Genomic DNA, 24,103 nt, shown 5'->3' with positions numbered 1-24,103 from the left:
TCTCCGCGGGCCCTGCGGTCGCCGGGCCCCATGCTCGAATTCCTGCGTGGCCGTGAGGTGCTGGTGGCAGGCTGGGGTGTCTCCGGGCGCTCGCTGCTCGAGCCGCTGCAGGACATCGGCGCCAAACCGGTTGTCACCGACGGCGGTGCCAAGGCCCTGGCCGAGGCCGCCGAACTCGGCCTCGAGGTCGCCACCTGCGCCGAACTCGAACACGCCGACTGGAGCCGTTTCGCGCTGGTGATCACCAGCCCCGGCTGGCGCCCCGACTCACCGGTGCTGGTCTCGGCGGTGTCGGAAGGCATCCCGGTCTGGGGTGATGTGGAGTTCGCCTGGTGGGTCGATCAGGCCCGCATCTACGGCGAAGTCCGCAAATGGCTGGTCGTGACCGGAACCAACGGCAAGACCACCACCACCCAGATGGTGCATTCGATCCTGCGCGCGGCCGGCATCGCGAGCGTGGCCTGCGGCAATATCGGGCTGCCGATCCTGGACGCGCTGCGCCGCAACCCGGGCCCGCAGGTGCTCGCGGTGGAACTGTCGTCGTTCCAGCTGCATTGGGCGCCGTCGGTGCGGCCGGAGGCCGGGGTGGTGCTCAATGTCGCCGAGGATCATCTGGACTGGCACGGCGGGCTCGACGCCTACGCCGCTGCCAAGGCGCGGGCGCTGGTCGGGCGCGTGGGTGTGGTCGGCCTCGACGATCCGGTGGCCGCCTCGCTGGCCCGCAAATCCAAGGCCAAACGCACCGTCGGGTTCCGGGTCGGTGTCCCCGCCGACGGTGAACTCGGCGTGGTCGACGGCAAACTGCTGGACCGGGCCTTCACCAAGGCCGCGATCCTGGCCGAAACCAAGGAGATCAGTCCGCCCGGCCCGGCCGGCGTCGCCGACGCCCTCGCCGCCGCCGCACTGACCAGGGCCATCGACGTGGCCCCGCAGTTCGTGCGGGAAGGGCTGGTCGAGCACAAGGTCGGCCCGCACCGGGCGGCCTTCGTGCGCGAGGTGGGTGGCGTCGAGTTCATCGACGATTCCAAGGCGACCAATCCGCATGCCGCGCGGTCGTCGATCCTGGCGCATCCGCAGGTGGTGTGGGTGGCCGGTGGTCAACTCAAGGGCGCCGGCGTCGAGGACCTGATCGAAGAGGTCGCCGACCGGCTGGTGGGGGCCGTGCTGATCGGCACCGACGCGGAGGTCATCGCGTCCGCATTGGCGCGACACGCGCCCGAAGTCCCCGTAGTGGAGCTGGCCTCGGGAGACTATGCAGGCATGGGTGACGATGATGCGGGCAGAGCCGCCGCCGACGAGGTGATGGCACAGGCGGTGCGCGCGGCGGCCGGACTGGCCCGCCGCGGCGACACCGTGTTGCTGGCCCCGGCCGCGGCCTCGCTGGACATGTTCGCCGATTACACCCATCGTGGCCGTAGCTTCGCCGCCGCGGTGCACACCCTGGAGGACGGGGACATCGGGCGGCGGCTGTGACCCCGGCGCGGGCTCCACGGCCGGGCACGCGCTTCGGCGCCTGGCTGGCGCGTCCGCTGGCCTCGTTCCACCTCGTCGTCACCATCGCCACCCTGCTCACCGTGCTGGGGCTGGTGATGGTGCTGTCGGCGTCGAGCGTGGAGGCCTACGCCGACGGTGGGTCGGCGTATTCGCTGTTCGTCCAGCAGGCGGTGTACGCCGCGCTCGGTGCTGTGCTGTTCTATCTGGCGTTGCGGATTCCGTTGCGCCGGCTGCGGCAGCTGTCGTTCCCGGTGTTCGCGCTGTCGGTGCTCGCGCTGGTGCTCGTGCTGATTCCCGGCATCGGCGCGCAGGTCAACGGTGCCCGCCGCTGGATCGATCTCGGCGCGTTCTCGGTGCAGCCCTCGGAGATCGTCAAGGTGACGCTGGTGGTGTGGGGTGCGCATCTGCTGGCCTCGCGCCGCTCCGAGCACGCCGCGCTCAAAGACATCCTGGTGCCGCTGGTGCCCGCCGGACTGCTGGTGTGTCTGCTGATCGTGTTGCAGCCCAACCTGTCCACCACCATCGCCGTCGGCATCGTGCTCGCGGCACTGCTGTGGTTCGGCGGGCTGCCGGTGCGGCTGTTCGTGACGATCGCGATCTCCGGCGTGATCGCGGCGGGCGTGCTCGCGCTCTCGGCCGGATACCGCTCCGACCGCATGCGCGCCTTCTTCAACCCCGGCGACGATCCGCAGGGCATCAACTATCAGGCCATGCAGGCCAAGTTCTCCCTCGCCGACGGCGGCATCTGGGGCCGCGGGCTCGGCCAGAGCCGGGCCAAATGGAACTATCTGCCCAACTCCCACAACGACTTCATCTTCGCCATCATCGGCGAGGAACTCGGCTTCCTCGGCTGTGCGCTGGTGCTCGGCCTGTTCGCGCTGTTCGTCTATACCGGACTGCGCATCGCCGCCCGCTCGGCCGATCCGTTCCTGCGGCTGCTCACCGCGACCGCGACCACCTGGATCACCGGGCAAGCGCTGATCAATATCGGCTACGTCGTCGGATTGCTGCCGGTCACCGGCTTGCAGCTGCCGCTGGTCTCGGCCGGTGGGTCCTCGCTGGCGATCACGCTGTTCATGTTCGGCATCATCGCCAATGCCGCCAGGCACGAGCCCGAGGCGGTCGCGGCCTTGCACGCGGGCCAGGACGGCCGATTCAGTAGATTGCTCCGACTGCCCAAACCGGAGGTGTACGCACCGGCGAAGGCGGAGGCGGCCAGGGCGCGGTCGGCCGCGCGGGCCAAGCCGGGACAACGTGGCGGGCCGCCACCGGCGCGCAGGCCACGCACCGGCGGGCAACGCGACGCCGATCCACGGCGACGCTCGGCGACCAGCCGCGGCACCGGCTCCGCGCGCGCGACCCGCGCCTGGGAGCCGAACTATCCGGTCACACACGCGAGAGAACGAGGAAGATCCAGGTGAGTGCACGCCAGTCCGCGAACGAGAACACCGCGGTGAGCGGGGCGACCCGCACCTCGGACGCGCATGGGAAGGCACTCTCGGTGGTCGTCGCCGGCGGCGGCACCGCCGGCCATATCGAACCGGCCATGGCCGTGGCCGACGCCCTGCGCCGCCTCGACCCGTCGATCCGGGTGACCGCGCTCGGCACCGCCCGCGGCCTCGAGACGACGCTGGTGCCCGAGCGCGGCTATCCGCTGGAGCTGATCCCGCCGGTGCCGCTGCCCCGCAAACTCAGCGCCGATCTGCTGCGCCTGCCCGCCCGGGTGCGCGCGTCGGTGGCCGCCGCCCGCGCCGTCATCGACGCGGTCGACGCCGATGTGATCATCGGTTTCGGCGGCTACGTGGCCCTGCCCGCCTACCTGGCCGCCGGTCGCGGTGCCCTGCGGCGCAGGCGCGCGGTGCCGGTGGTGGTGCACGAGGCCAACGCCAAGGCCGGGATCGCGAACAAGGTCGGCGCGCGCGTCGCGGCCCGGGTGCTGGCCGCCGTGCCGGATTCCGGGCTGGCCGGCGCCGAGGTCATCGGCATCCCGGTGCGCGCGGCCATCACCACACTGGACCGCGCCGCGCTGCGCGCGCAGGCCCGCGCCCATTTCGGCCTGCCCGCCGAGGGCCCGGTGCTGCTGGTGTTCGGTGGATCCCAGGGCGCGCGCACGCTCAACGAGGCGGTCTCGGGCGCGGCGAAGGAGCTGGCCGCCGCCGGTATCTCGGTGCTGCACGCGCACGGCCCGAAGAACACCCTGGAGCTGCCGCCGGGCACGCCGTCGGCGCCCTATGTGGCGGTGCCGTATCTTTCCCGGATGGATCTGGCCTACGCCGCCGCCGACGCGGTGGTCTGCCGCTCGGGCGCGATGACGGTCGCCGAGGTGTCCGCGGTCGGGCTGCCCGCGGTGTACGTGCCGCTGCCGCACGGCAACGGCGAGCAGGAGCTCAACGCCCGCCCCGTCGTCGCCGCGGGTGGTGGCACAATTGTGGCCGATTCCCAGCTGACGCCCTCCTACGTGATCGATGAGGTGATTGCCCTGCTCACGGACCCCGCACGGCTGACCGAGATGGGCCGCGCCGCCGCAGGCGCCGGACATCGCGACGCCGCGGACGAGGTTGCCCGCATCGCTGTCCGGGTGGCGGGCCGATGACCGGGGAAGCGAGCAGCCTCGACGCGCGGGCCGCCCTGCCGCCCCTGCTCGAACGGGTGCACATGGTCGGCATCGGCGGCGCGGGAATGTCCGGTATCGCCCGGATCCTGCTCTCCCGCGGTGGTGCGGTGTCCGGCTCCGATGCCAAGGAGAGCCGCGGTGTGCTCGCGCTGCGCGCCCGCGGCGCCCAGGTGCGCATCGGCCATGACGCCAGTGCGCTGGATCTGCTACCCGGCGGCCCGACCGTCGTGGTGACCACCTACGCCGCGATCCCCAAGACCAATCCCGAACTGGTCGAGGCGAATCGGCGCGATATCCCGGTGCTGCTGCGCCCGGCCGTGCTCGCCTCGCTGATGAGCGGGCATCGCACGCTGCTGGTCTCGGGCACCCACGGCAAGACCTCCACCACCTCGATGCTGATCGTGGCGTTGCAGCACTGCGGGGTCGATCCGTCCTTCGCGGTGGGCGGTGAACTCAACGAGGCGGGCACCAACGCCCACCACGGCAGCGGTGACATCTTCGTCGCCGAGGCCGACGAGAGCGACGGTTCGCTGCTGCAATACGACCCCGACGTCGCCGTGGTCACCAATATCGAATCCGATCACCTGGATTACTTCGGCTCCGACGAGGCCTACACCCAGGTCTTCGACGATTTCGCCGACCGGCTCGCCCCCGGCGGCCTGCTGGTGGTGTGCCTGGACGATCCCGGTTCGCGCGCGCTGGCCGAGCGCGTCGGTGACCGGCTGGCCGAGAAGGGCGTGCGGGTGCTCGGCTACGGCTCCGGCGATCTCGCCGATGCCCCGGTACCGGTCGGAGTCCGGCTGCACAGCTGGGAGCCGCGCGATGTGGGGGGCCTGGCGCAATTCCAGCTCGACGGCGAGTCGACCCCGCGCACCCTGCGGCTGTCCGTGCCCGGCAGACATATGGCGCTCAACGCGCTGGCCGCCCTGCTGGCCGCGCGTGCCACCGGCGCCGATCTCGACGAGATCATCCAGGGCCTGGAGGGCTTCGGCGGGGTGCACCGCCGGTTCCAGTTCGTCGGCCGGGAGAACGGCGTGCGGGTCTTCGACGATTACGCCCACCATCCCACCGAGGTGCGTGCGGTGCTCGGCGCCGCGGCGGCACTGGTCGAACAGGAAGCCGCCGATGGCGCGCGTTCGCGACGCGGCCGGGTGATCGTGGTGTTCCAGCCGCATCTCTACAGCCGCACCGCGACCTTCGCCAAGGAGTTCGGCGCCGCCCTCGACCTGGCCGACGAGGTGGTGGTGCTCGATGTCTACGGCGCCCGCGAGGAGCCGCTGCCCGGTGTCAACGGCGCGCTGGTGGCCCAGTCGGTCACCACACCGGTGCACTACCAACCCGATATGTCGCGGGTCGGACGGCAGGTGGCGGGTCTGGCACTGCCCGGCGACGTGGTCATCACCATGGGCGCGGGCGATGTCACCATGCTCGGCAGCCAGATCCTCGACGGCCTACGCGCGCGTCCGCAGTTCGGGCGGTGAGCGCGGGTGCGGTCCGGAGCCGAGCTGTTCGGTGCGCGTGGATGGCGCCGGATCCGGCTGTGGGGATTGCCCGCGGTGTGCCTGCTGATCACCGTGATCGTCGTGGCCTGGTTCACGCCGCTGCTGTCGGTGCGGACGGTGCAGATCCAGGGGCTGTCGGCGGTGCCGGAGGAGCAGGTGCGGGAGTTACTCGAGATTCCGGACGGCCAGTCGATGCTGCGGATCGATACCGCCGCCATGGCCGCACGGGTGGCGAGTATTCCGAAGGTGAGCACGGTACGGGTGCAGCGTTCGTTCCCGTCGACGGTGCGGGTGACGATCACCGAGCGCGCACCGGTGCTGTTCTATACCAGCGAACGCGGTGCGCATCTGCTCGATGCCGAGAGTGTCGAGTACGCGATCGAGCCGCCGCCGATCGGAGTGCCGGAATTGACCGCCGACCATCCCGGCAGCGCCGACCCGGGTACCCGCGCCGCGGTGGCGGTGGTCACCGCGCTGCCACCGGCGCTGAGAGTGCAGGTGGGCGAGGTTGCGGTGCGGTCGATTTCGGATATTTCGCTGCGGCTGCGCGATGGCCGGACAGTATTGTGGGGCGGGGCCGACGATGCCGAACGCAAGGTGGCGGTGGTCGGCCCGCTGCTGACCCGCCCCGGCACGGTCTTCGACGTGTCGAGCCCCGATCTGGTGACGGTAAAATGATCGAAGTCCATCGAACTCGGCGTGATACCCCTTGTGTCCGGCGAGTTTTCGGTGGCGGTCCGGGAGGCGTCCCCGCAACGGGATTCCCGCCGGGGGGCAACCGACCACGATACGACGTCCGGCGTGTCCGCACGAGCGGGATCACACAAGATTCTGATTCTCGTCTCGGCGCGCCTGCGCGCGGATCGCGTCGGCTGCGAATAGCGTTCGGCACCAGTCGGATACTTGACATAACGCCAACCCTATGGTTGAGGTTTAGGGTTTGCTCGAGTCGCGGACCGCTGGGAGACACGGCCCGGCCGACGCGGATCGGTGCCGAGCATCCGGAAACGACAGGCTTTGGATCGAAGGAAGGCGAGAGCCCATGACGCCCCCGCACAACTACCTTGCAGTGATCAAGGTCGTCGGTATCGGCGGCGGCGGCGTGAACGCCGTCAACCGGATGATCGAACAGGGACTCAAGGGAGTCGAGTTCATCGCGGTCAACACCGACGCCCAGGCGCTGCTGATGAGTGATGCCGACGTCAAACTCGACGTCGGTCGCGAACTCACCCGCGGCCTCGGAGCCGGCGCCGATCCCGAAGTCGGCCGCAAGGCCGCAGAGGATCACAAGGACGAGATCGAAGAGGTGCTCAAGGGCGCCGACATGGTCTTCGTCACCGCAGGCGAGGGCGGTGGCACCGGTACCGGTGGCGCCCCCGTCGTCGCCAGCATCGCGCGCAAGCTCGGTGCGCTCACCATCGGTGTGGTCACCCGCCCGTTCTCCTTCGAGGGCAAGCGGCGCGGCAACCAGGCCGAGGTCGGCATCAATATGCTGCGCGAATCCTGCGACACGCTGATCGTCATCCCGAACGACCGGCTGCTGCAGCTCGGCGACGCGGCGGTGAGCCTGATGGACGCCTTCCGCTCCGCCGACGAGGTGCTGCTCAACGGTGTCCAGGGCATCACCGACCTGATCACCACTCCCGGCCTGATCAACGTCGACTTCGCCGACGTCAAGAGCGTCATGTCCGGTGCGGGCAGCGCGCTGATGGGCATCGGCTCCTCGCGGGGCGAGGGCAGATCGGTGAAGGCGGCCGAGGCGGCGATCAACTCGCCGCTGCTGGAGGCCTCGATGGATGGTGCGCACGGCGTGCTGCTGTCGATCGCCGGTGGCTCGGATCTGGGTCTGTTCGAGATCAACGAGGCGGCCTCGCTGGTGCAGGAGGCCGCGCACATCGAGGCCAACATCATCTTCGGTACCGTCATCGACGATTCGCTCGGCGACGAAGTGCGCGTCACCGTCATCGCGGCGGGCTTCGACGGCGGCGGACCGGCCAGACGCACCTTCGACCCGGCCACCACCCGCGGCACCATCGGCGCGGGCCGGGCCGGCGAGATCGGCCAGAGCCGCAGCACCGAGTCGAGCGCGCGTCCGGCGGAGAGCCCGGCCGCCGCCACCTCCAGCAGCGTGAGCAGGGGACCGGCGCCGAGCTACCGCGACGAGCGGCCCCGTCCGGCAGCAGATCCCATCGCAGGCCACACCGGCCGTTCGCACACCCCGCCGCCGGACACCGGCGACGATGACGACGACGATGTCGACGTCCCGTCGTTCATGCGACGCTGATCACCCGCGCACCCGCGCTGACCGGCGGATAGGCGAGAGCCGACTACGCTCGTCGGCATGACATCGGTTTCGGTTCGCACAGTCCGGCGCGTGGTCACGACGCGCGCCGGAGGCTACTCCGCCGCACCGTACGACTCGTTCAATCTCGGCGACCATGTCGGTGACGATCCGCAGGCCGTGCGCCGCAACCGCGAGCGGCTCGCCGAGACCATCGGCCTGCCGCCGCAGCGGCTGGTCTGGATGGAACAGATCCACGGCCGCAACGTCGAGATCGTCGACGGGCCGCGCCCCGAACCGGTACCGGCCACCGATGCGCTGGTGACCACCGTCGGCGGGCTGGCCTTGGTGGTCGTCACCGCCGACTGTGTGCCGATCCTGCTCTCCGATGACGAAGCCGGGGTGATCGCCGCGGTGCACGCGGGCCGGATCGGCGCCCGCATCGGCATCGTGCCCCGCGTCCTGGATGCCATGGTCTCGGTCGGCGCTCGCATCGACCGCATCGGCGCCTTCCTCGGGCCCGCCGCCAGCGGGCGGCAGTACGAGGTGCCCGCCGAGATGCGCGCCGATGTGGAACGGCATCTGCCCGGCAGTGCCACCACCACCGAACGCGGCACACCCGGCCTGGATCTGCGGGCCGGGCTGCGCCGTCAGCTCACCACCGCGGGCGTCGGCGCCGTCGCCGTCGATCCGCGTTGCACGATCGAGGACAAGACGTTGTTCAGCCACCGCCGCGGCGCACCGACCGGCCGGCTCGGCGGAGTCATCTGGATGGAGGAAGGGGAGCCGCAGGCGTGAGTCCGACGAGCACCGCTCAGACCCTCGACCGCCGCACCACCGAACTGGCCGCCAATCTGGCCGCGCTGCTCGACCGCATCGACGCCGCCTGCGCGGCCGCCGGCCGCGACCCGGGCAGCGTCCGCCTGCTGCCGGTGACGAAATTCTTTCCCGCCGCGGACGTGGAAATCCTTTATAGCCTCGGCCGCAGGGAGTTCGGTGAATCACGCGAGCAGGAAGCCAGCGCGAAAGTGTCCGAACTCACCCGGCACCCGGATATCCAGTGGCACATGATCGGGCGGCTGCAACGCAACAAGGCCAAATCGGTCGCCCGCTGGGCGCATACGGTGCATTCGGTGGACAGCGAACGATTGGCAACGGCCCTTGACGTCGCGGCCGCCGCGGCGCTCGAGGCGGGGGAGCGCGGCGCACCGCTGAACGTGCTCATCCAGGTGAGCCTGGACGAGGATCCTGGTCGCGGCGGTGTCGCGCCGGATGCCGTTGCGGCACTGGCGGATCGGATCGCCGAGGCGCCCGCGCTGCGGCTGTCGGGCCTGATGGCGATACCTCCGCTGGAGGTGGAGCCGGCCGCCGCCTTCGCGCGGCTGGCGGCTGTACACGCCGAGCTGACCGCCGCTCATCCCGGCGCGTCGGAATTGTCGGCCGGAATGTCGGGAGATCTGGAATCGGCGATCGAACACGGGAGCACGTGTGTGCGTGTCGGTACCGCTCTCATGGGCGCCCGACCGATAACCTCGGCGTAGCAAAGAAACCTCATCAGTCACATTCGACACATATGCTGGGACCGACGAGGGGCTGAGCAAGACTTCAACACCCGGCCGTCACCGGGGCCGAAGGAAGGTCGACCAGGATGAGCGAGCGAAGTGAGCGAGCGATACACACCGCCACCATCGTGGTCACGGCGGAGTCGGGTGTCGGCAAGGGGGAGGAAATGAGCGAGCGTGGGACCAGGGCCGTCGTGGCCATGCCCGAGGCGAGCGTTAGCGAGGTGGAACGATGAGTACCCTGCACAAATTCAAGGCCTACTTCGGCATGGTTCCGCTCGAGGATTACGAAGACGACTACGTCGACGATCGTGGCCCTCGCCCGATGGACGAACGCGGCACGCGCCGGCCTCGCGACTACGCCGACCGTCCCGGCTACGGCGCCGACCGGTACGCCGACGACCGCTACGACGACGCCGAGTTCGACGAGCCGGCCTACAAGTCGCCGTACCAGGCCGGCTACCCGCCCGCCCGGCGCGACGATTACACCGCCGAGAGCTACGGCGAGGACCGTTACGAGGCGCCGCGCCGCCCCACGCGCATCGACGCCGCGGCTTCGGGCCGGTTCCGGGCCGGCGCCGGCGCGCCGATCATGCGTGGCGCCACCCGTGGTGCGCTCGCCGTCGATCCCGAGGCCGAGGAACGGCGACTGGAAGAGCGGATGCGTCCCGATCCCGTCGTCGCCCGCCGTCCCGCGATCTTCGAGGACGGAGGTCCCTTGTCCAAGATCACGACGCTGCGCCCGCGCGATTACAGCGAGGCCCGGATCATCGGCGAGCGGTTCCGCGAGGGCAACCCGGTGATCATGGACCTGGTGGATCTCAGCAATGCCGACGCGAAACGGCTGGTCGACTTCGCCGCGGGCCTGGCCTTCGCGCTGCGCGGCTCCTTCGACAAGGTGGCCACCAAGGTGTTCCTGCTCTCACCTGCCGATGTCGACGTATCGGCCGAGGAACGCCGCCGGATCGCCGAAACAGGCTTCTACAACCAGAAATAGCATCATGAACCGGGGGGAGAGCCGGATGCGGGTCGAACTGGTCGGCGCGGCCATTTTGCGCGACGCCGATTTTGCGGCAGAGTGAGGTCGTGGCCTTGTTCGCGGTGCTGTACTTCGTGCTGTTCATCTTCTGGCTGTTGCTGATCAGCCGGGTGATCGTCGAGTTCATCCGTAGCTTCGCCCGTGACTGGCGCCCCAGTGGCATCGTGGTCGTCATCCTCGAGGTGATCTTCACGATCACCGACCCTCCGGTGAAACTCCTGAGGCGGTTGATACCACCGGTGTCATTGGGGGGAATTCGGCTCGATCTGTCGATAATGGTCCTGCTATTCATCGTCTTCATCCTGATGTCGATCGTGAGCAGGCTCGGGCAGCCGGTAGCCCCGGTGTGACAGAATGGGCCGAGGACACAGCTCGCCAGATCTGCTAGATCTCCAAAAGACGCGTGAAGGGATCCTTCCATGCCGCTGACCCCAGCCGATGTGCACAACGTCGCGTTCAGCAAACCGCCGATCGGGAAGCGCGGCTACAACGAAGACGAAGTAGACGCCTTCCTGGATCTCGTGGAGCAGGAGCTTTCGCGCCTGATCGAGGAGAACGCAGACCTGCGCCAGCGGGTTGCCGAGCTCGATTCCGAGCTGGCCGATGCGAAGAAGAACCGGGGCAATGCGGCCGTCGCCACCGCGAAACAGCCGGTCCAGCAGGCACCTCCGCCCGAACCGGTGAAACCACCGGTGCCCGCGGCGCCGCCGGCGCCGATTGCCGCGCCCGCGCCCGCCGCCAAGGATCCCGCGGGCGCCGACTCCAATCTGCAGGCCGCCAAGGTGCTCAGCCTCGCCCAGGAGATGGCCGATCGCCTCACCAGCGATGCCAAGTCCGAAGCTGAGAATTTGCTGTCGAATGCCCGGGCGAATTCCGAGCGACTCGTCGGCGATGCCCGCACCCGGTCCGAGGCGATGATCGCCGACGCCCGCCAGAAGTCGGAAGCGATGCTGTCGGACGCGCAGACCCGTTCGGACAACCAGCTGCGCCAGGCCAAGGAAAAGGCCGACGCCCTGCAGGCCGACGCCGAGCGCAAGCACACCGAGATCATGGCGACCATCACCCAGCAGCGCACGGTGCTGGAAAGCCGGATCGAGCAGCTCAAGACCTTCGAACGCGAGTACCGCGTGCGGCTGAAGTCCTACCTGGAATCGCAGCTCGAAGAGCTGGAGAACCGCGGGTCCGCGGTGCCCGTCGACGGCGGCGAGGCCTTCGACACCGGTTCGAACAACCTCGCGCCCGCGTCGTTCGCCAAGGGTGGCAAATAGTCACACCTCAGACGCAGTCGGGCCGCCTGGCATCCCCTGGGGGTCACCATGCTCGTCTTGACGCTTGTCCTCGCCGCTATCGGCTTCGCCCTACTGGTCGCAGCGCTGACCACCGGCTCGGTCGTCTGGGCGTGGGGCTGCATCGTGGTGTGTGTGATCGGAGCTGTGTTGTTGCTGGTGAGCGCGTTGTCGATGGGAAAACCCGAAGGTGACGACCGGCCCCCGCAGGGCAGGCATGCCAAGCGCTGAGCGTTTGCCGGTTCGCGTGGCCGTCGCGGCGGCGTGGCCGTCGAAATACTGGTTTGACCGAACTGGTTAGAATCAAACATGAATACGGCGTCGATCCGGCCATCACCGGGGAGCCTTCGGAAGAACGGTGTGTTCGCCCAGCTAGGGCCGCCGCACACTCATTAGAACCGAACGGGTGAGCCCGTCACAGCTCAGGACGAGAGGTCCGGCGCCGGTGGGGGCGCCTGGACAAGCGGGGTGGTACCGCGGTTTCGGCGCACCGGGCGCCGGAGTCGTCCCCGTGCCGAGGAGAGTGCGCTACGGCGCACGGGCACGAGGAGACGCACCGCGATGGCGGACGAGAATTCCAGTAGCAGCGCATATCCCCGCGTCGACCTCGGCGCCGGGCCGGGCGCGTCGTTCCCCGACCTGGAACGCGCCGTACTCGACGCCTGGGCCGCCGACGACACCTTCCGCGCCAGCATCGAAAACCGCTCGCAGGCAGGCACTTCGGGCGAAGGCGAGTTCGTCTTCTACGATGGCCCGCCGTTTGCCAACGGTCTGCCGCATTACGGCCATTTGCTCACCGGATATGTGAAGGATCTGATCCCGCGTTTCCAGACGATGCGCGGTAAGCGCGTCGATCGGCGATTCGGCTGGGACTGTCATGGACTTCCCGCGGAAATCGAGGCGGAAAAGCAGCTCGGTATCACGGACAAATCACAGATCGATGCGATGGGGCTCGCGGAATTCAATGCCGCGTGTAAAACGTCGGTCCTTCGGTATACCGGGGAATGGCGCGACTATGTCACCCGGCAGGCGCGCTGGGTCGACTTCGACAACGACTACAAGACCCTCGATCTCGACTTCATGGAGTCGGTCATGTGGGCGTTCAAGTCGCTCTACGACAAGGGCCTGATCTATCAGGGTTTCCGGGTGCTGCCCTACAGCTGGTACGAGCAGACCCCGCTGTCGAATCAGGAGACCCGCCTCGACGACGCCTACAAGATGCGTCAGGACCCGGCGGTCACCGTGGACATGGTGCTGACGGTGCCCGCCGAGCATCCGCTGCACGAACTCGACGGCGCCAATGCCCTGATCTGGACCACCACCCCGTGGACGCTGCCGTCCAACCTCGCGATCGCGGTGCATCCCGATGTGCGCTACGTGCATCTGCGTGGCGCCGACGGCAAGCGCTATGTGCTCGCCGCCGAACGGGTGTCGCATTACGCGCGTGAGTTCGGCGAGGAGCCCGAGGTGCTCGCCGAATACGACGGCGCCGCACTGGTCGGGCTGACGTATCGGCCGCCGTTCGACTTCTTCCTCGGCCACCCCAACGCCCACCGGGTGCTGTCGGCCGACTACGTCACCACCGACTCCGGTACCGGCGTCGTGCACCTGGCGCCCGCGTTCGGTGAAGAGGACATGGATGTCGCCACGGCCAACGGCATCACGATCGTGCAGCCGCTGGACCCTGGCGGCAAGTTCACCTCGATGGTGCCGCCGTACGAGGGCCTGATGGTCTTCGACGCCAATCCGGTGATCATCAAGGACCTCAAGGCCGCCGGAAAGCTGCTGCGGCACGAGACCATCGAGCACTCCTACCCGCACAGCTGGCGCTCGGGCCAGCCGCTGATCTACATGGCGGTGCCGTCGTGGTTCGTGGCGGTGACCCGGTTCCGTGACCGGATGGTCGAGCTGAACAAGCAGATCACCTGGGTGCCCGAGCACATCCGCGACGGCCAGTTCGGCAAGTGGCTCGAGGGCGCGCGGGACTGGAACATCAGCCGTAACCGCTACTGGGGCAGCCCGATCCCGGTGTGGGTCTCCGATGATCCGGCCTACCCGCGGGTGGACGTCTACGGCTCGCTCGATGAGCTCGAACGTGATTTCGGTGTGCGCCCGACCGATCTGCACCGTCCGATGATCGACGAGCTCACCCGCCCGAACCCGGACGATCCGACCGGAAAGTCCACCATGCGCCGGGTGCCGGAGGTGCTCGACTGCTGGTTCGAGTCGGGTTCGATGCCCTATGCCCAGGTGCACTACCCGTTCGAGAACAAGGACTGGTTCGACAGCCACTTCCCGGGCGATTTCATCGTCGAGTACAACGGCCAGACCCGCGGCTGGTTCTACACCCTGCACGTGCTGGCCACCGCGCTGTTCGACAGCCCGGCGTTCAAAACCGTTGCCGCGCACGGCATCGTGCTGGGCGACGACGGGCTGAAGATGAGCAAGTCCAAGGGCAACTACCCGGACGTGAAGGAGGTGTTCGACCGCGACGGCTCCGATGCGATGCGCTGGTTCCTGATGAGCTCGCCGATCCTGCGCGGCGGCAACCTCATCGTCACCGAGCGCGGCATCCGCGAGGGCGTGAGCCACGCACTGCGCCCGCTGTGGAACGCGTGGACCTTCTTGCAGCTCTACGCCTCGAAACCGGGTGTGTGGCGCACGGATTCGGCGCATGTGCTCGACCGCTACATCCTGGCCAAGCTCGCGGTGACCAGGGACGCGATCACCGAGGCGCTCGAGGTCTACGACATCGCCGGCGCCTGCGATGAACTGCGCACCTTCGCCGACGCGCTGACCAACTGGTATGTGCGCCGGTCGCGTTCGCGATTCTGGGAAGAGGAGCGCGACGCCGTCGACACCCTGCACACCGTGCTGGAGGTGACCACCCGGCTGGCCGCTCCGCTGCTGCCGCTGATCACCGAGGTGATCTGGCGCGGGCTCACCGGCGGGCGTTCGGTGCATCTGACCGATTGGCCGGCCGCCGAGGAGCTGCCGCACGATCCCGAGCTGGTCGCCGCGATGGACGAGGCGCGCACGGTGTGCTCGACGGTGCTGAGCCTGCGCAAGGCGCAGAACCTGCGGGTGCGGCTGCCGCTGGCCGAGGTGACCATCGCCGCGGCCGACGCCGAGCGGCTGGTGCCCTACGCCGACATCATCGCCGACGAGGTGAACGTCAAGAAGGTGGATCTCACCACCGATGTCGCCTCGCACGGCCGGTTCGAGCTGGTCGTCAATGCCCGTGCGGCCGGCCCGCGCCTCGGCAAGGACGTGCAGACGGTGATCAAGGCGGTCAAGGCCGGCGAGTGGTCGGAGAGTGCCGACGGCGTGGTGAGCGCGGCCGGTATCGAGCTGCTGCCCGAGGAGTACACCCAGCGGCTGGTGGCAGCCGAGCCGGAGTCGACCGCGGCCCTGCCGGGCAATGCCGGTCTGGTCGTGCTGAACTCGGTGGTCACCGAGGAGTTGGAGGCCGAGGGCTGGGCTCGCGACCTCATCCGCGATCTCCAGGAGACCCGTAAGTCGCTCGGCCTCGACGTCTCCGACCGGATCACCGTGGTGCTCGAGGTGCCCGAGGACCGGCAGGCGTGGGCGCAAACCCATCGGGATCTGATCGCTGGCGAAATCCTGGCTACCGAGCTGACGTTCGGTGCGGCGGGTGCCGAGGCGGCCGAGTTGGTCGGCGGTGCCCGCGCCGCGGTGGCGAAGGCGTGAGTGCGGCCGGTGTGGGCGGCGGGATCGGATCGCCGCCCACGCCGGTTCGTTCGGGGGCCGGTCCGTGCTGCGGGCCGTCGTCCGCGCTGGCCAGAGGCGCAGGGGCGAGTGTGCTCGGCCGGTAGCTCGGCGCCGTCGAATCTCGGTCGTGCCGGATGCGGGACGGTTCCTCCGGTCCTGCCGGGCGGTGTGGCCCCTCGTCCTCTCCGCGTTCGTGCGCTTCGCCACGACCTGAATTGTGATGTAAATCACACACCGGGGATTAACTGAATCCGCGGTGCTCGCATTTACGGCGCGGCACAATCGGGCTGTTGCTGCTGGGGCTGAAGTTCCTGCCGGTGCCGCAGTGACTATCGGTACGGATTGTTCTACCTGATACGCGTCCCGGTGGACGGCTCGTCGGCCGGGCCGACCGAAGGGCGAGCACGTGACGAGAACCCCACTGCGCCGGACCATCACCGGCTTCTGCTTCGCCGCCCTCGCGGCAATCACTCTGGCCACCCCCGCCGTCGCCGCACCCGACACCGGCAGCTCGTCCGGTAGCGGCGACTCGGGATCGTCCTCGGGTTCCGGATCCGGTTCCGGCTCGGGAAGTTCCAGCGGTTCGGCCGCGCTGCCGCTGCCGAGCCCCGCCGGGCTCGGCGCGCTGGCCGCCGCCATCACCCAGGCCGGCAAACCCTACGAATGGGGCAGTGAGGGGCCGCATTCGTGGGACTGCTCGGCGCTGGTCCAGTGGGCCTACGCGCAGGTCGGGGTGCGGCTGCCGCGCACGACCTGGGAACAGGCCGAGGTGGGTGCCGAGGTCCCGCGCTATGCCCTTTCGCCCGGCGATGTGGTGATCCTCAACGCCGACGCCTCACACGTCGGCATCTACGCCGGGTTCGGGCAGATCTTCAACGCCTACGGCCGCGGCGTCCCGGTCGGGCTCGCGCCGTTGAACCAGTTCGAGATCTACTCGATCCGGCGGTTCTGACTCAGTCGATCAGCTGGCGCAGCCGCGGGCCGTAATCCGGGTGGGCCAGCGCCGTGGCGAACTGGGCGACCAGGTAGTCGGCCGGATTACCGGTGTCGTACCAGCGGCCCTTGATGACCTGGCCGTACACCGCGTGCCCGGAGGCGAAGGCATTGATGGCATCGGTGAGATAGACCTCGCCGGTGCGGTGGGTGTACCAGCGTTCGGTCTGCTTGCGCAGCTCCTCGATGATGCCGGGCGTCACCACGTAGCCACCGATCGCCGCGTACGCCGACGGGGCGTCCTCGGGCTTCGGCTTCTCCATCAGCCCCGAGATGCGCAGCAACCCGTTGTCGAGATCCTCGTGCACCATCGGCACGCCGTAGCGCTGCGACTCGTTCGGATCCATCGGCATCAGCGCCAGCACCGGGCAGCCGGTGGTCTCGTAGGCGGTGATCAGCTGCTGGGCGCGCGGGGTCTCGGCGACGAAGACGTCATCGGGCCACAGCACCAGCATCGGCTCGTCGCCCAGGGCGCGGGCGGCATTGAGCACCGGGGTGCCGTTGCCGTAGGGGCCGTGCTGGTCCAGGTAGGTGATGTGGCCTGCCCGCGACAGCTCGCCGACCTCTTCGACGGCATCGGCGTAGGCGGTCTTCCCGTCCGCGCGCAGCTGCGCCACCAGCGCCGGATTGGGGCGGAAGTGGTCCTGGATCAGCGATTTACCGCCGCTGACCACGATGGTGATATCGGTGATGCCGGAGGCGACCAGTTCGCGCACGGTGTGCTCGATCACCGGCTTGTCGCCGACCGGAAGCATCTCCTTGGGGATCGCCTTGGTCAGCGGCAGCAGGCGGGAACCGATACCGGCGGCGGGAATCACAGCCTTGCGGATCATCATGGACCGATCATCACATATCCGGCGCCGCGCCGAGTCCGATCCCCGGGCCGGATCGGCGGTTCACCGGTGCCGGGGCCTGGTTGATCATGGCAGGTCAGCGCCGTTGCGGCGGTAGCTGGGCCGGGGAGGAATCCGCAGGCAAACCGGCAGCGACGAGCAGGCATCCGGGCCGCGCCGGGCCCGGTGGTGCGCGACTGCGCCGAACCTGTCGGTGCGCACGCGTAAATTCCTGCCCATGTGCGCCAGTCCTGGGACCGTCACCGCGTATGGCGTTCTTCTTCGAGCGGGGAGCGGCGCAGCAGCCCGGTGTCGGCCGCTGGATTCCGGGGCGGTGCACGCAGACCGTGGTGCGTCCGAAACCCGCACCGGTGCCGATGACCGGTCGACCCGGGCGCGCTCATGATCGGAATGCCCGGGACAGCTGCCGGACCGTCTCAGCCAACGCCCGGCGACCCGATGGTGAGCCCGCAGCATCTGGCCCACGCTGCCGATCCGGCCGCCGTCACTTCCCGCCGCTGGGTACTGCACATCGACATGGACGCCTTCTTCGCCTCTTGTGAACAACTGACCAGGCCGACCCTGCGCGGCAGGCCGGTGCTCGTCGGCGGCACCGGCGGACGCGGCGTGGTCGCCGGCGCCAGCTATGAGGCCAGGGTGTACGGCGCGCGCTCGGCGATGCCGATGCATCAGGCGCGGCGGCTGGTCGGGGTAACGGCGGTGGTCGTGCCGCCGCGCGGCGCCGTCTACGGCGTGATGAGCGGGCGGGTGTTCGACGCGCTGCGCAGCCGCATCCCGGTGCTCGAGACGTTGTCGTTCGACGAAGCGTTCGGCGAACCCGCCGAACTGGCCGGCGCATCCGTTGCTCAGGTGCACGAATTCTGCGCCGAGCTGCGGGCGCTGGTGCGCGAACGCACCGGGCTGGTCGCCTCGGTGGGCGCCGGTACCGGCAAACAGCTCGCCAAGATCGCCTCCGGCCTGGCCAAACCCGATGGCATCCGGGTGGTTTCGCCCGCCGAACAACAGCAGCTGCTCGCCGCCCTGCCGGTGCGCAAACTCTGGGGGATCGGCCCGGTGGCCGATGCGAAATTGCGCTCGCTCGGCATCGAGACCGTCGGCGCGTTCGCGGCGTTACCGGAGGCGGAGGCGGTGTCGATCCTCGGCAGCAGTGTCGGCGCGGCGCTGCACCGGTTGGCGCGCGGCATCGACGACCGGCCCGTCACCGAGCGCGCCGAGGCCAAACAGATCAGCGCCGAGACCACGTTCGAACACGACATCGTCACCCTGGACCGATTGCGTCCGGCCATCGACGACATGGCCGCGTCCGCGCATCGCCGCCTGGCCCGCGACGGCCGCGCCGCCCGCACCGTGGTGCTCAAGCTCAAGAAGTCCGATATGAGCATCGTCACCCGATCGTTCACCCTGCCCTACGCCACCGAGGACCTCGCCACCCTCACCGCCGCCGCCCAGCGCTCGGCCATCGACCCGCAGGAACTCGGCCCCATCCGCCTGGTCGGCGTCGGCTACGGGGGGTTGTCGGATGTGCGCCAGGAATCGCTGTTCCCGGAGCTGGACCGGATGCCGGAGCTCGCCGCGATCGTCCGCGACGACGAGCTGGAGGTCGACGAGCCGGTCCTCACCTCCGCCGGGCGTAGCGCCCGCCTCGGTCCCGAGTCGTCAGCCGACCAGGCGCCGCGTGGTGACGCAAAGCCGGACCGTGATGCAGGGCCGCGGGGTGACGCGGTGCCGGGCCATGACACGGGGCCGAGCGGTGACGCAGGGCTGGGCCAAGACGCGGTGTCGGACCATGACGCAGGGCCGGGCTATGACGCGGGGCCGGGCGGTGACGCGGAGCCGAGCGGTGACGCAGGGCTGGGCCAAGACGCGGTGTCGGACCATGACGCAGGGCCGGGCTATGACGCGGGGCCGGGCGGTGCTGCGGACCCGGGCGGTGGCGCGGTGCCGGGCGGTGCTGCGGAGCCGAGCGGTGACGCGGTGCCGGGCCGTGACGCGGAGCCGAGCGGTGACGCAGGCCTGGGCCAAGAGGCGGTGTCGGACCGTGACGAGGGGCCGGGCGGTGCTGCGGGGCCGGGCGGTGACGCGGGGCCGCGCCGTGACGCGGGGGCGAGCGGTGACGCGGGGCCGGGCCGTGCTGCGGGGGCGGGCGGTGACGCGGGGCCGGGCCGTGCTGCGGGGGCGGGCGGTGAGGCGGGGCCGGGCGGTGACGCGGGGCCGGGCCGTGCTGCGGGGGCGAGCGGTGCTGCGGGGCCGGGCCGTGATGCGGGGCCGGGCCGTGATGCGGGGCCGGGCGGTGAGGCGGGGCCGGGCGGTGCTGCGGGACGCGGTGATGCGGGGCCGAGCCGTGATACGGGGCCGAGCCGTGACGCGGTGCCGGACCGCGGCGCGGGGCCGAGCGGTGATGCCGGGTCGGGCGGTGGTCCGGCGAGCGGCGATTCCGCGGTGACCAGTGCGATCCGCCATGCTCCGGCCGAGGCGGCGGCACCGCTCTGGCATCGCGGCACCGACGTCCGCCACCCGGATTTCGGTCACGGCTGGGTGCAGGGCGCCGGGCACGGCCGGGTGACGGTGCGGTTCGAGACCCGCTCGACGGGACCGGGCTCGGCGCGTACCTTCGCGGCAGACGATCCCGCGCTGTCGCGGGCCGACCCGCTGGGCAGTCTGGACTGACGGGTACGCGCCCGACCGACCGGCGGGTAGCCTTGGTAACTCGTGCAGCGTCGCCGGTCGGGCGGGGCTGCCATAGTGCCAACGACACAACCCCACTCGAACGCAAAGGACGAGCAGTTGAAGCTTCGTAAGACCGGACGCATCGCCATCGCGGGCCTGGCCGTGGCCGCCGCGCTGACCATGACCGCGTGTGGTAGCGACGACAAGGAATCGGACAAGCCGGCCAAGTCGACCACCACCAGCCAGTCGACGACCGCCGACGCCGCCGACCCCAACCTGCCGCCGGTCCCCACCGTCGAGGAGCTCAACCAGCAGCTGCAGCGCGCGCTCGACCCGAACGTGCCGAACGAAGAGAAGCTGCAGTGGATCCAGGGCGCCGAGGCGGATCCGAACCTGCCGAACACGCTGACCCAGGCCTACCAGCAGTCCGGTGCCTCCATCGAGGTGGTCCGGGTGACCGCCCTCGGTGACACGGTCAGCGCTGACGCGAACTTCGTGATCAACGGCCAGACCAACCCGGTCACGGTCCCGTTCGTCGCCGAGGACGGCAAGTGGAAGGTCCAGCAGCAGTGGGCCTGCGACATGCTCAAGGCGGCCAGCATGCAGTCGCCGGCCTGCCCGGCCTGATCGGCTCGCACACCTGAACAACGCGTAACGGCCGATGCCCACCGGGGCATCGGCCGTTACGCGTAGGTGCGCCGCCGCCACCCCGATCGGCGGCGAACCGACCACACCGCCCTACCCGCTAGTATCGAGCTCCGTGGCTGACACGATGGTGTGGGCGGGCGAACGGCCCGGCGAGACAACCGAACCCCGTCCGGCACCCGTTGATCGTGGCGGCCGGGCGCGGCCGGTCGCCATCGTCGCCGCACTCATCGGCGCGCTGTGCGCGCTCGCGGTGCCGTTCCTCCCGGTGCGCATGGACGCCGCCACGATCAGCTGGCCACAGGACGACGCGGCCCGTAGCGTCGCGGCCCCGCTGGTGTCGTATGCGCCGATCAGGTTGACCGCCGAGGTGCCGTGCGCGGCGATCTCCCAGCTGGCCGATTCCGGCGGCGTGGTGTTCTCCACCGTCCCGCGCCAGTCGGCCGATATGGAACGCTACGGCTTCGTCGTCAAGGTCGTCGCCGACACCCCGGAACGTCCCGGCCGCGTGGACGCGGTCTCGCGCAACACCCTGCTGTGGTCGGCGCCGCTGGATCAGGTGCGTGGTCAGGACTGTGCGCTGTCGATCGACGTCTCCACCGCGCGGGCGGCGGTGTCGGTGACCGGCGCGGGCCCCGCGGGCGCCGCCACCGAACGCGATCTGCGTCCGCAGGTGGTCGGCGTGTTCAGCGATCTGGCCGGTGCCGTGCCGGCCGGGATGCGTGTCGATATCGAGGTCGATTCGCGCTACTCCACCTCGCCGACGCCGATCAAGCTCGTCGTCATCGTGCTCGCCGTGGCGGCCACGCTGGTTTCGCTGGTGGCGCTGTATCGGCTGGACCGCCTCGACGGCCGCCGCGCCCGCCGGTTCCTGCCCGCGCGCTGGTGGCGGTTGACCCCGGTCGACTTGGTGGTGTTCGCGACGCTGCTGGTGTGGCATTTCATCGGCGCCAACACCTCCGACGACGGCTACATCCTCGGCATGGCGCGCGGGGCGCAGAGCTCGGGCTACATGTCGAACTACTACCGCTGGTTCTCCGTCGACGAGGCGCCGTTCTACACGCCCTACACCGACGTCATCGGCTGGATGACGCATGTGTCGGTGGCGAGCACCTGGGTGCGGTTGCCGGTGCTGCTCTCGGCCCTGGTCTGCTGGTGGGTGATCAGCCGCGAGGTGATTCCGCGCCTCGGTGCCGGTGTGCGCGACAGCAAGATCGCGGTGTGGACCTCGGCGCTGGTGTTCCTGGCGTTCTGGCTGCCCTACAACAACGGCCTGCGCGCGGAGTTCGTCGTGGCCACCGGCGTGATCCTGACCTGGGTGTCGGTCGAGCGCGCCATCGCCACCCGGCGGCTGCTGCCCGCGGCGCTGGCGATTCTGATCGCCGCGATGACGTTGACCGCCGCGCCGTCGGGTGTGATCTGTGTGGCCGCGCTGATCGCCGGGGCGCGCACGGTGACCGCGGTGATCGTGCACCGCGCCAAGACTGTCGGTTATCCGGCACAGCTGCTGCCGTTGTTCGCGGTGGGCGTGCTGGTGCTGACGGTGATCTTCGCCGACCGCAGCTTCAGCGCGTTCACCGAGATGCTGTACGTGCACGACCGGATCGGTCCCGGTGAATCCTGGTTCTTCGAATACCTGCGCTACCAGTACCTGATCCAGCCCAGCGGCGACGGCTGGCTGACCCGCCGCTTCGGTGTGTTCCTGATGTTCGTGTGCCTGCTGGTGTGCGTGGTCACCATGTTGCGCCGCGGCGGCCACATCCCCGGTACGGCGGCCGGGCCGTCGCGGCGCATCATCGGCATCACCTTCGGCGCCATGGTGCTGATGATGTTCGCGCCGACCAAGTGGAACCATCAGTTCGGTGTCTTCGCCGGGCTGGCCGCCTGCGCGGCGGCGCTCGCCGCTGTCGCGGTGAGCGCGAAGGTGATGCGCCCGGTGCGCAACCGGGCGCTGTTCGCGGCCGCGGTCTTCTTCACCCTTGCGATGAGTTTCGTTGCCGCCAACGGCTATTGGTATGTGTCGTCGTGGGGCATCCCGTGGTGGGACAAGCCGCCGTCGTTCGCCGGTTTCGGGTTCTCGACGTTCATGATGGGCCTGACGGTGCTCGCGCTGGCGGTGGCCGCGTGGTTCCACATCCGCCCGGGCGCCGAGCCCGCACCCGGGTCGGCGGCGGGGCGGCTCGCGCGCACACCGGTGCTGATGATCGTGGCGGCCGCCATGGTGGTGTTCGAGGTGGCGTCCTTCGCCAAGGCCGCGGTCGCCCAGTACCCGGCCTACTCGCTGGCGAAATCCAATATCGCCGCGACCTTCTCGGATGGTTGCGGCCTTGCCGACGACGTTCTGGTCGAGCCGGATCCGAACGCCTCGATGCTGCGGCCGCTGTCCGGTGACAGCGCCGCCGCGCTGGCCGGGACCGAATCCACCGGCTTCACACCCAATGGTGTGGCCCCGGTCCTGGTGTCCGAGGAGCTCGAAACCAGTACCGGCCGAGCCAATACGGTGTCCTCGGACCCGGACGAGATCCGCGATGCGGCGGCCTCGGCCGGCTCCACCTCGGACACCTCGACCGGTCGCGGCGTGAACGGCAGCAACGTGCCGTTGCCCTTCGGCCTGGATCCGGCCACCACGCCGGTGCTCGGCACCTACAGCGCCGACGATCAGGTTCCGGCCGCCCTGACCACCGACTGGTATCGGCTGCCCGACGTGGTCGACGGCAGCCGCGGCGACATCATCGCCATCGCGGTCGCGGGCCGGATCCGTTCCGTCGACGCCGACGGGATCGAACGGCCCGGCCAGCGGCTCGAACTCGAATACGGCAGCACCCGGCCCGACGGCAGCGTAGCCCCGCGCGGCACGATCCTGCCGCTGGATATCGGCCCCGCACCGGTGTGGCGGAACCTGCGCGTCCCGCTGGACCAGCTGCCCGGCGACGCCGACGTGGTGCGCGTGGTCGCCGAGGACAAGGATCTCGGCGCCGACCAGTGGCTGGCCGTCACCCCGCCGCGGGTGCCGCAGACGACAACGGTGACGCAGTTGCTGGGCTCGCAGACCCCGGTGCTGCTGGATTGGGCTGTGGGACTGAACTTCCCGTGCCAGAACCATCTGCCCACCCGCTACGGCGTCTCCGAGCTGCCGCAGTACCGGATCCTGCCCGACCGTGGTGGCGCTTCGATCACCACGATGTGGCAGGCCCACGATGGTGGTGGCCCGCTCGGCTGGACCCAGCTGCTGTTCACCGCCCGCACCCTGCCGGCGTATCTGGATCAGGACTGGGACAAGGACTGGGGTTCCATCGAGCAGTTCATTCCGGTGGATCCGGAGGCCGAGGCCGCCAGGGTCTCGGTCGAGCAGGTCCGGCGTTCGGGCACGTGGACGCCCGGCCACATCATCACCTCGTACTGAGCCTGTGGCTGCGCTGGGCGACGCTCGCGCC

The 24,103-nt window shown here is 69.7% G+C and carries 18 protein-coding genes and 2 pseudogenes; 19 read left to right on the top strand and 1 reads right to left on the bottom strand.

Annotation, left to right across the window (positions count from 1 at the left end; all coding sequences use genetic code 11):
- Nucleotides 1–30: 30 nt before the first annotated feature.
- From murD to AC4HOU_RS20170, 15 genes are all read left to right on the top strand, one after another.
- The gene (murD, locus tag AC4HOU_RS20240) at nt 31–1,473 is read left to right on the top strand and encodes a UDP-N-acetylmuramoyl-L-alanine--D-glutamate ligase (protein WP_194991631.1); all 1,443 of its coding nucleotides are present in this window, start codon (nt 31–33) and stop codon (nt 1,471–1,473) included.
- Nucleotides 1,470–2,915, top strand: coding sequence for a putative lipid II flippase FtsW (gene ftsW, locus AC4HOU_RS20235; protein ID WP_163815593.1), 1,446 nt, complete (start codon nt 1,470–1,472; stop codon nt 2,913–2,915). The genes murD and ftsW overlap by 4 nt, the downstream gene beginning before the upstream one ends.
- A gap of 125 nt (nt 2,916–3,040) precedes the next feature.
- Nucleotides 3,041–4,087 carry an undecaprenyldiphospho-muramoylpentapeptide beta-N-acetylglucosaminyltransferase gene (gene murG / locus AC4HOU_RS20230; RefSeq protein ID WP_228816108.1) on the top strand — a complete coding sequence of 349 codons (1,047 nt, stop codon included), beginning with the start codon at nt 3,041–3,043 and terminating at the stop codon, nt 4,085–4,087.
- Nucleotides 4,084–5,589, top strand: coding sequence for a UDP-N-acetylmuramate--L-alanine ligase (murC, locus tag AC4HOU_RS20225; RefSeq protein ID WP_490724936.1), 1,506 nt, complete (start codon nt 4,084–4,086; stop codon nt 5,587–5,589). The genes murG and murC overlap by 4 nt, the downstream gene beginning before the upstream one ends.
- A gap of 6 nt (nt 5,590–5,595) precedes the next feature.
- On the top strand, nt 5,596–6,288 hold the full coding sequence (locus tag AC4HOU_RS20220) for a cell division protein FtsQ/DivIB (protein WP_163815590.1): 693 nt from the start codon (nt 5,596–5,598) through the stop codon (nt 6,286–6,288).
- 364 nt (nt 6,289–6,652) lie between these two features.
- Nucleotides 6,653–7,894, top strand: a complete 1,242-nt coding sequence (gene ftsZ, locus AC4HOU_RS20215) for a cell division protein FtsZ (protein WP_163815587.1) — start codon at nt 6,653–6,655, stop codon at nt 7,892–7,894.
- A gap of 57 nt (nt 7,895–7,951) precedes the next feature.
- Nucleotides 7,952–8,689 (top strand): peptidoglycan editing factor PgeF, encoded by a 738-nt coding sequence (gene pgeF, locus AC4HOU_RS20210; RefSeq protein ID WP_490724935.1) that lies wholly within the window; start codon nt 7,952–7,954, stop codon nt 8,687–8,689.
- On the top strand, nt 8,686–9,432 hold the full coding sequence (locus AC4HOU_RS20205) for a YggS family pyridoxal phosphate-dependent enzyme (protein WP_194992554.1): 747 nt from the start codon (nt 8,686–8,688) through the stop codon (nt 9,430–9,432). Before pgeF ends, AC4HOU_RS20205 begins: the two co-directional genes overlap by 4 nt.
- A 107-nt stretch (nt 9,433–9,539) precedes the next feature.
- Complete coding sequence (locus AC4HOU_RS20200; protein ID WP_194992553.1) at nt 9,540–9,689, top strand: hypothetical protein; 150 nt, start codon at nt 9,540–9,542, stop codon at nt 9,687–9,689.
- On the top strand, nt 9,686–10,450 hold the full coding sequence (locus AC4HOU_RS20195; protein ID WP_194992552.1) for a cell division protein SepF: 765 nt from the start codon (nt 9,686–9,688) through the stop codon (nt 10,448–10,450). The genes AC4HOU_RS20200 and AC4HOU_RS20195 overlap by 4 nt, the downstream gene beginning before the upstream one ends.
- Nucleotides 10,451–10,539: 89 nt before the next feature.
- Nucleotides 10,540–10,842 (top strand): YggT family protein, encoded by a 303-nt coding sequence (locus AC4HOU_RS20190; RefSeq protein ID WP_036535351.1) that lies wholly within the window; start codon nt 10,540–10,542, stop codon nt 10,840–10,842.
- A 69-nt stretch (nt 10,843–10,911) separates the two neighbouring features.
- Nucleotides 10,912–11,760 (top strand): DivIVA-like cell division protein Wag31, encoded by an 849-nt coding sequence (wag31, locus tag AC4HOU_RS20185; RefSeq protein ID WP_163815579.1) that lies wholly within the window; start codon nt 10,912–10,914, stop codon nt 11,758–11,760.
- A 48-nt stretch (nt 11,761–11,808) separates the two neighbouring features.
- Nucleotides 11,809–12,009 carry a DUF2207 domain-containing protein gene (locus AC4HOU_RS20180; protein ID WP_163815577.1) on the top strand — a complete coding sequence of 67 codons (201 nt, stop codon included), beginning with the start codon at nt 11,809–11,811 and terminating at the stop codon, nt 12,007–12,009.
- Between the two features lie 330 nt (nt 12,010–12,339).
- Complete coding sequence (gene ileS, locus AC4HOU_RS20175) at nt 12,340–15,489, top strand: isoleucine--tRNA ligase (protein ID WP_194992254.1); 3,150 nt, start codon at nt 12,340–12,342, stop codon at nt 15,487–15,489.
- Between the two features lie 427 nt (nt 15,490–15,916).
- Nucleotides 15,917–16,462, top strand: coding sequence for a C40 family peptidase (locus AC4HOU_RS20170; protein WP_375139413.1), 546 nt, complete (start codon nt 15,917–15,919; stop codon nt 16,460–16,462).
- Nucleotide 16,463: 1 nt separating this feature from the next.
- On the opposite strand, the gene AC4HOU_RS20165 is transcribed toward AC4HOU_RS20170, so the two are convergent.
- Nucleotides 16,464–17,339, bottom strand: coding sequence for a UTP--glucose-1-phosphate uridylyltransferase (locus AC4HOU_RS20165; RefSeq protein WP_036535374.1), 876 nt, complete (start codon nt 17,337–17,339; stop codon nt 16,464–16,466).
- 456 nt (nt 17,340–17,795) lie between these two features.
- Here AC4HOU_RS20165 and AC4HOU_RS20160 point away from each other — a divergent pair.
- The 4 genes and pseudogenes from AC4HOU_RS20160 to AC4HOU_RS20145 form a co-directional block, all read left to right on the top strand.
- Nucleotides 17,796–18,923 (top strand): annotated as a pseudogene (locus AC4HOU_RS20160) (DNA polymerase IV); the annotation flags it as partial.
- A gap of 921 nt (nt 18,924–19,844) precedes the next feature.
- Nucleotides 19,845–20,024 (top strand): annotated as a pseudogene (locus AC4HOU_RS20155) (DUF3553 domain-containing protein); the annotation flags it as partial.
- Between the two features lie 117 nt (nt 20,025–20,141).
- The gene (locus tag AC4HOU_RS20150) at nt 20,142–20,651 is read left to right on the top strand and encodes a WKL family lipoprotein (RefSeq protein ID WP_194991245.1); all 510 of its coding nucleotides are present in this window, start codon (nt 20,142–20,144) and stop codon (nt 20,649–20,651) included.
- 145 nt (nt 20,652–20,796) lie between these two features.
- Nucleotides 20,797–24,072, top strand: coding sequence for an arabinosyltransferase domain-containing protein (locus tag AC4HOU_RS20145; RefSeq protein ID WP_490725068.1), 3,276 nt, complete (start codon nt 20,797–20,799; stop codon nt 24,070–24,072).
- Nucleotides 24,073–24,103 lie beyond the last annotated feature (31 nt).

The sequence above is a fragment of the Nocardia sp. JCM 38205 genome (assembly GCF_058222935.1).
Note: the sequence above shows the minus strand (reverse complement) of the source record. Positions and strands in the feature narration are given on the sequence as shown.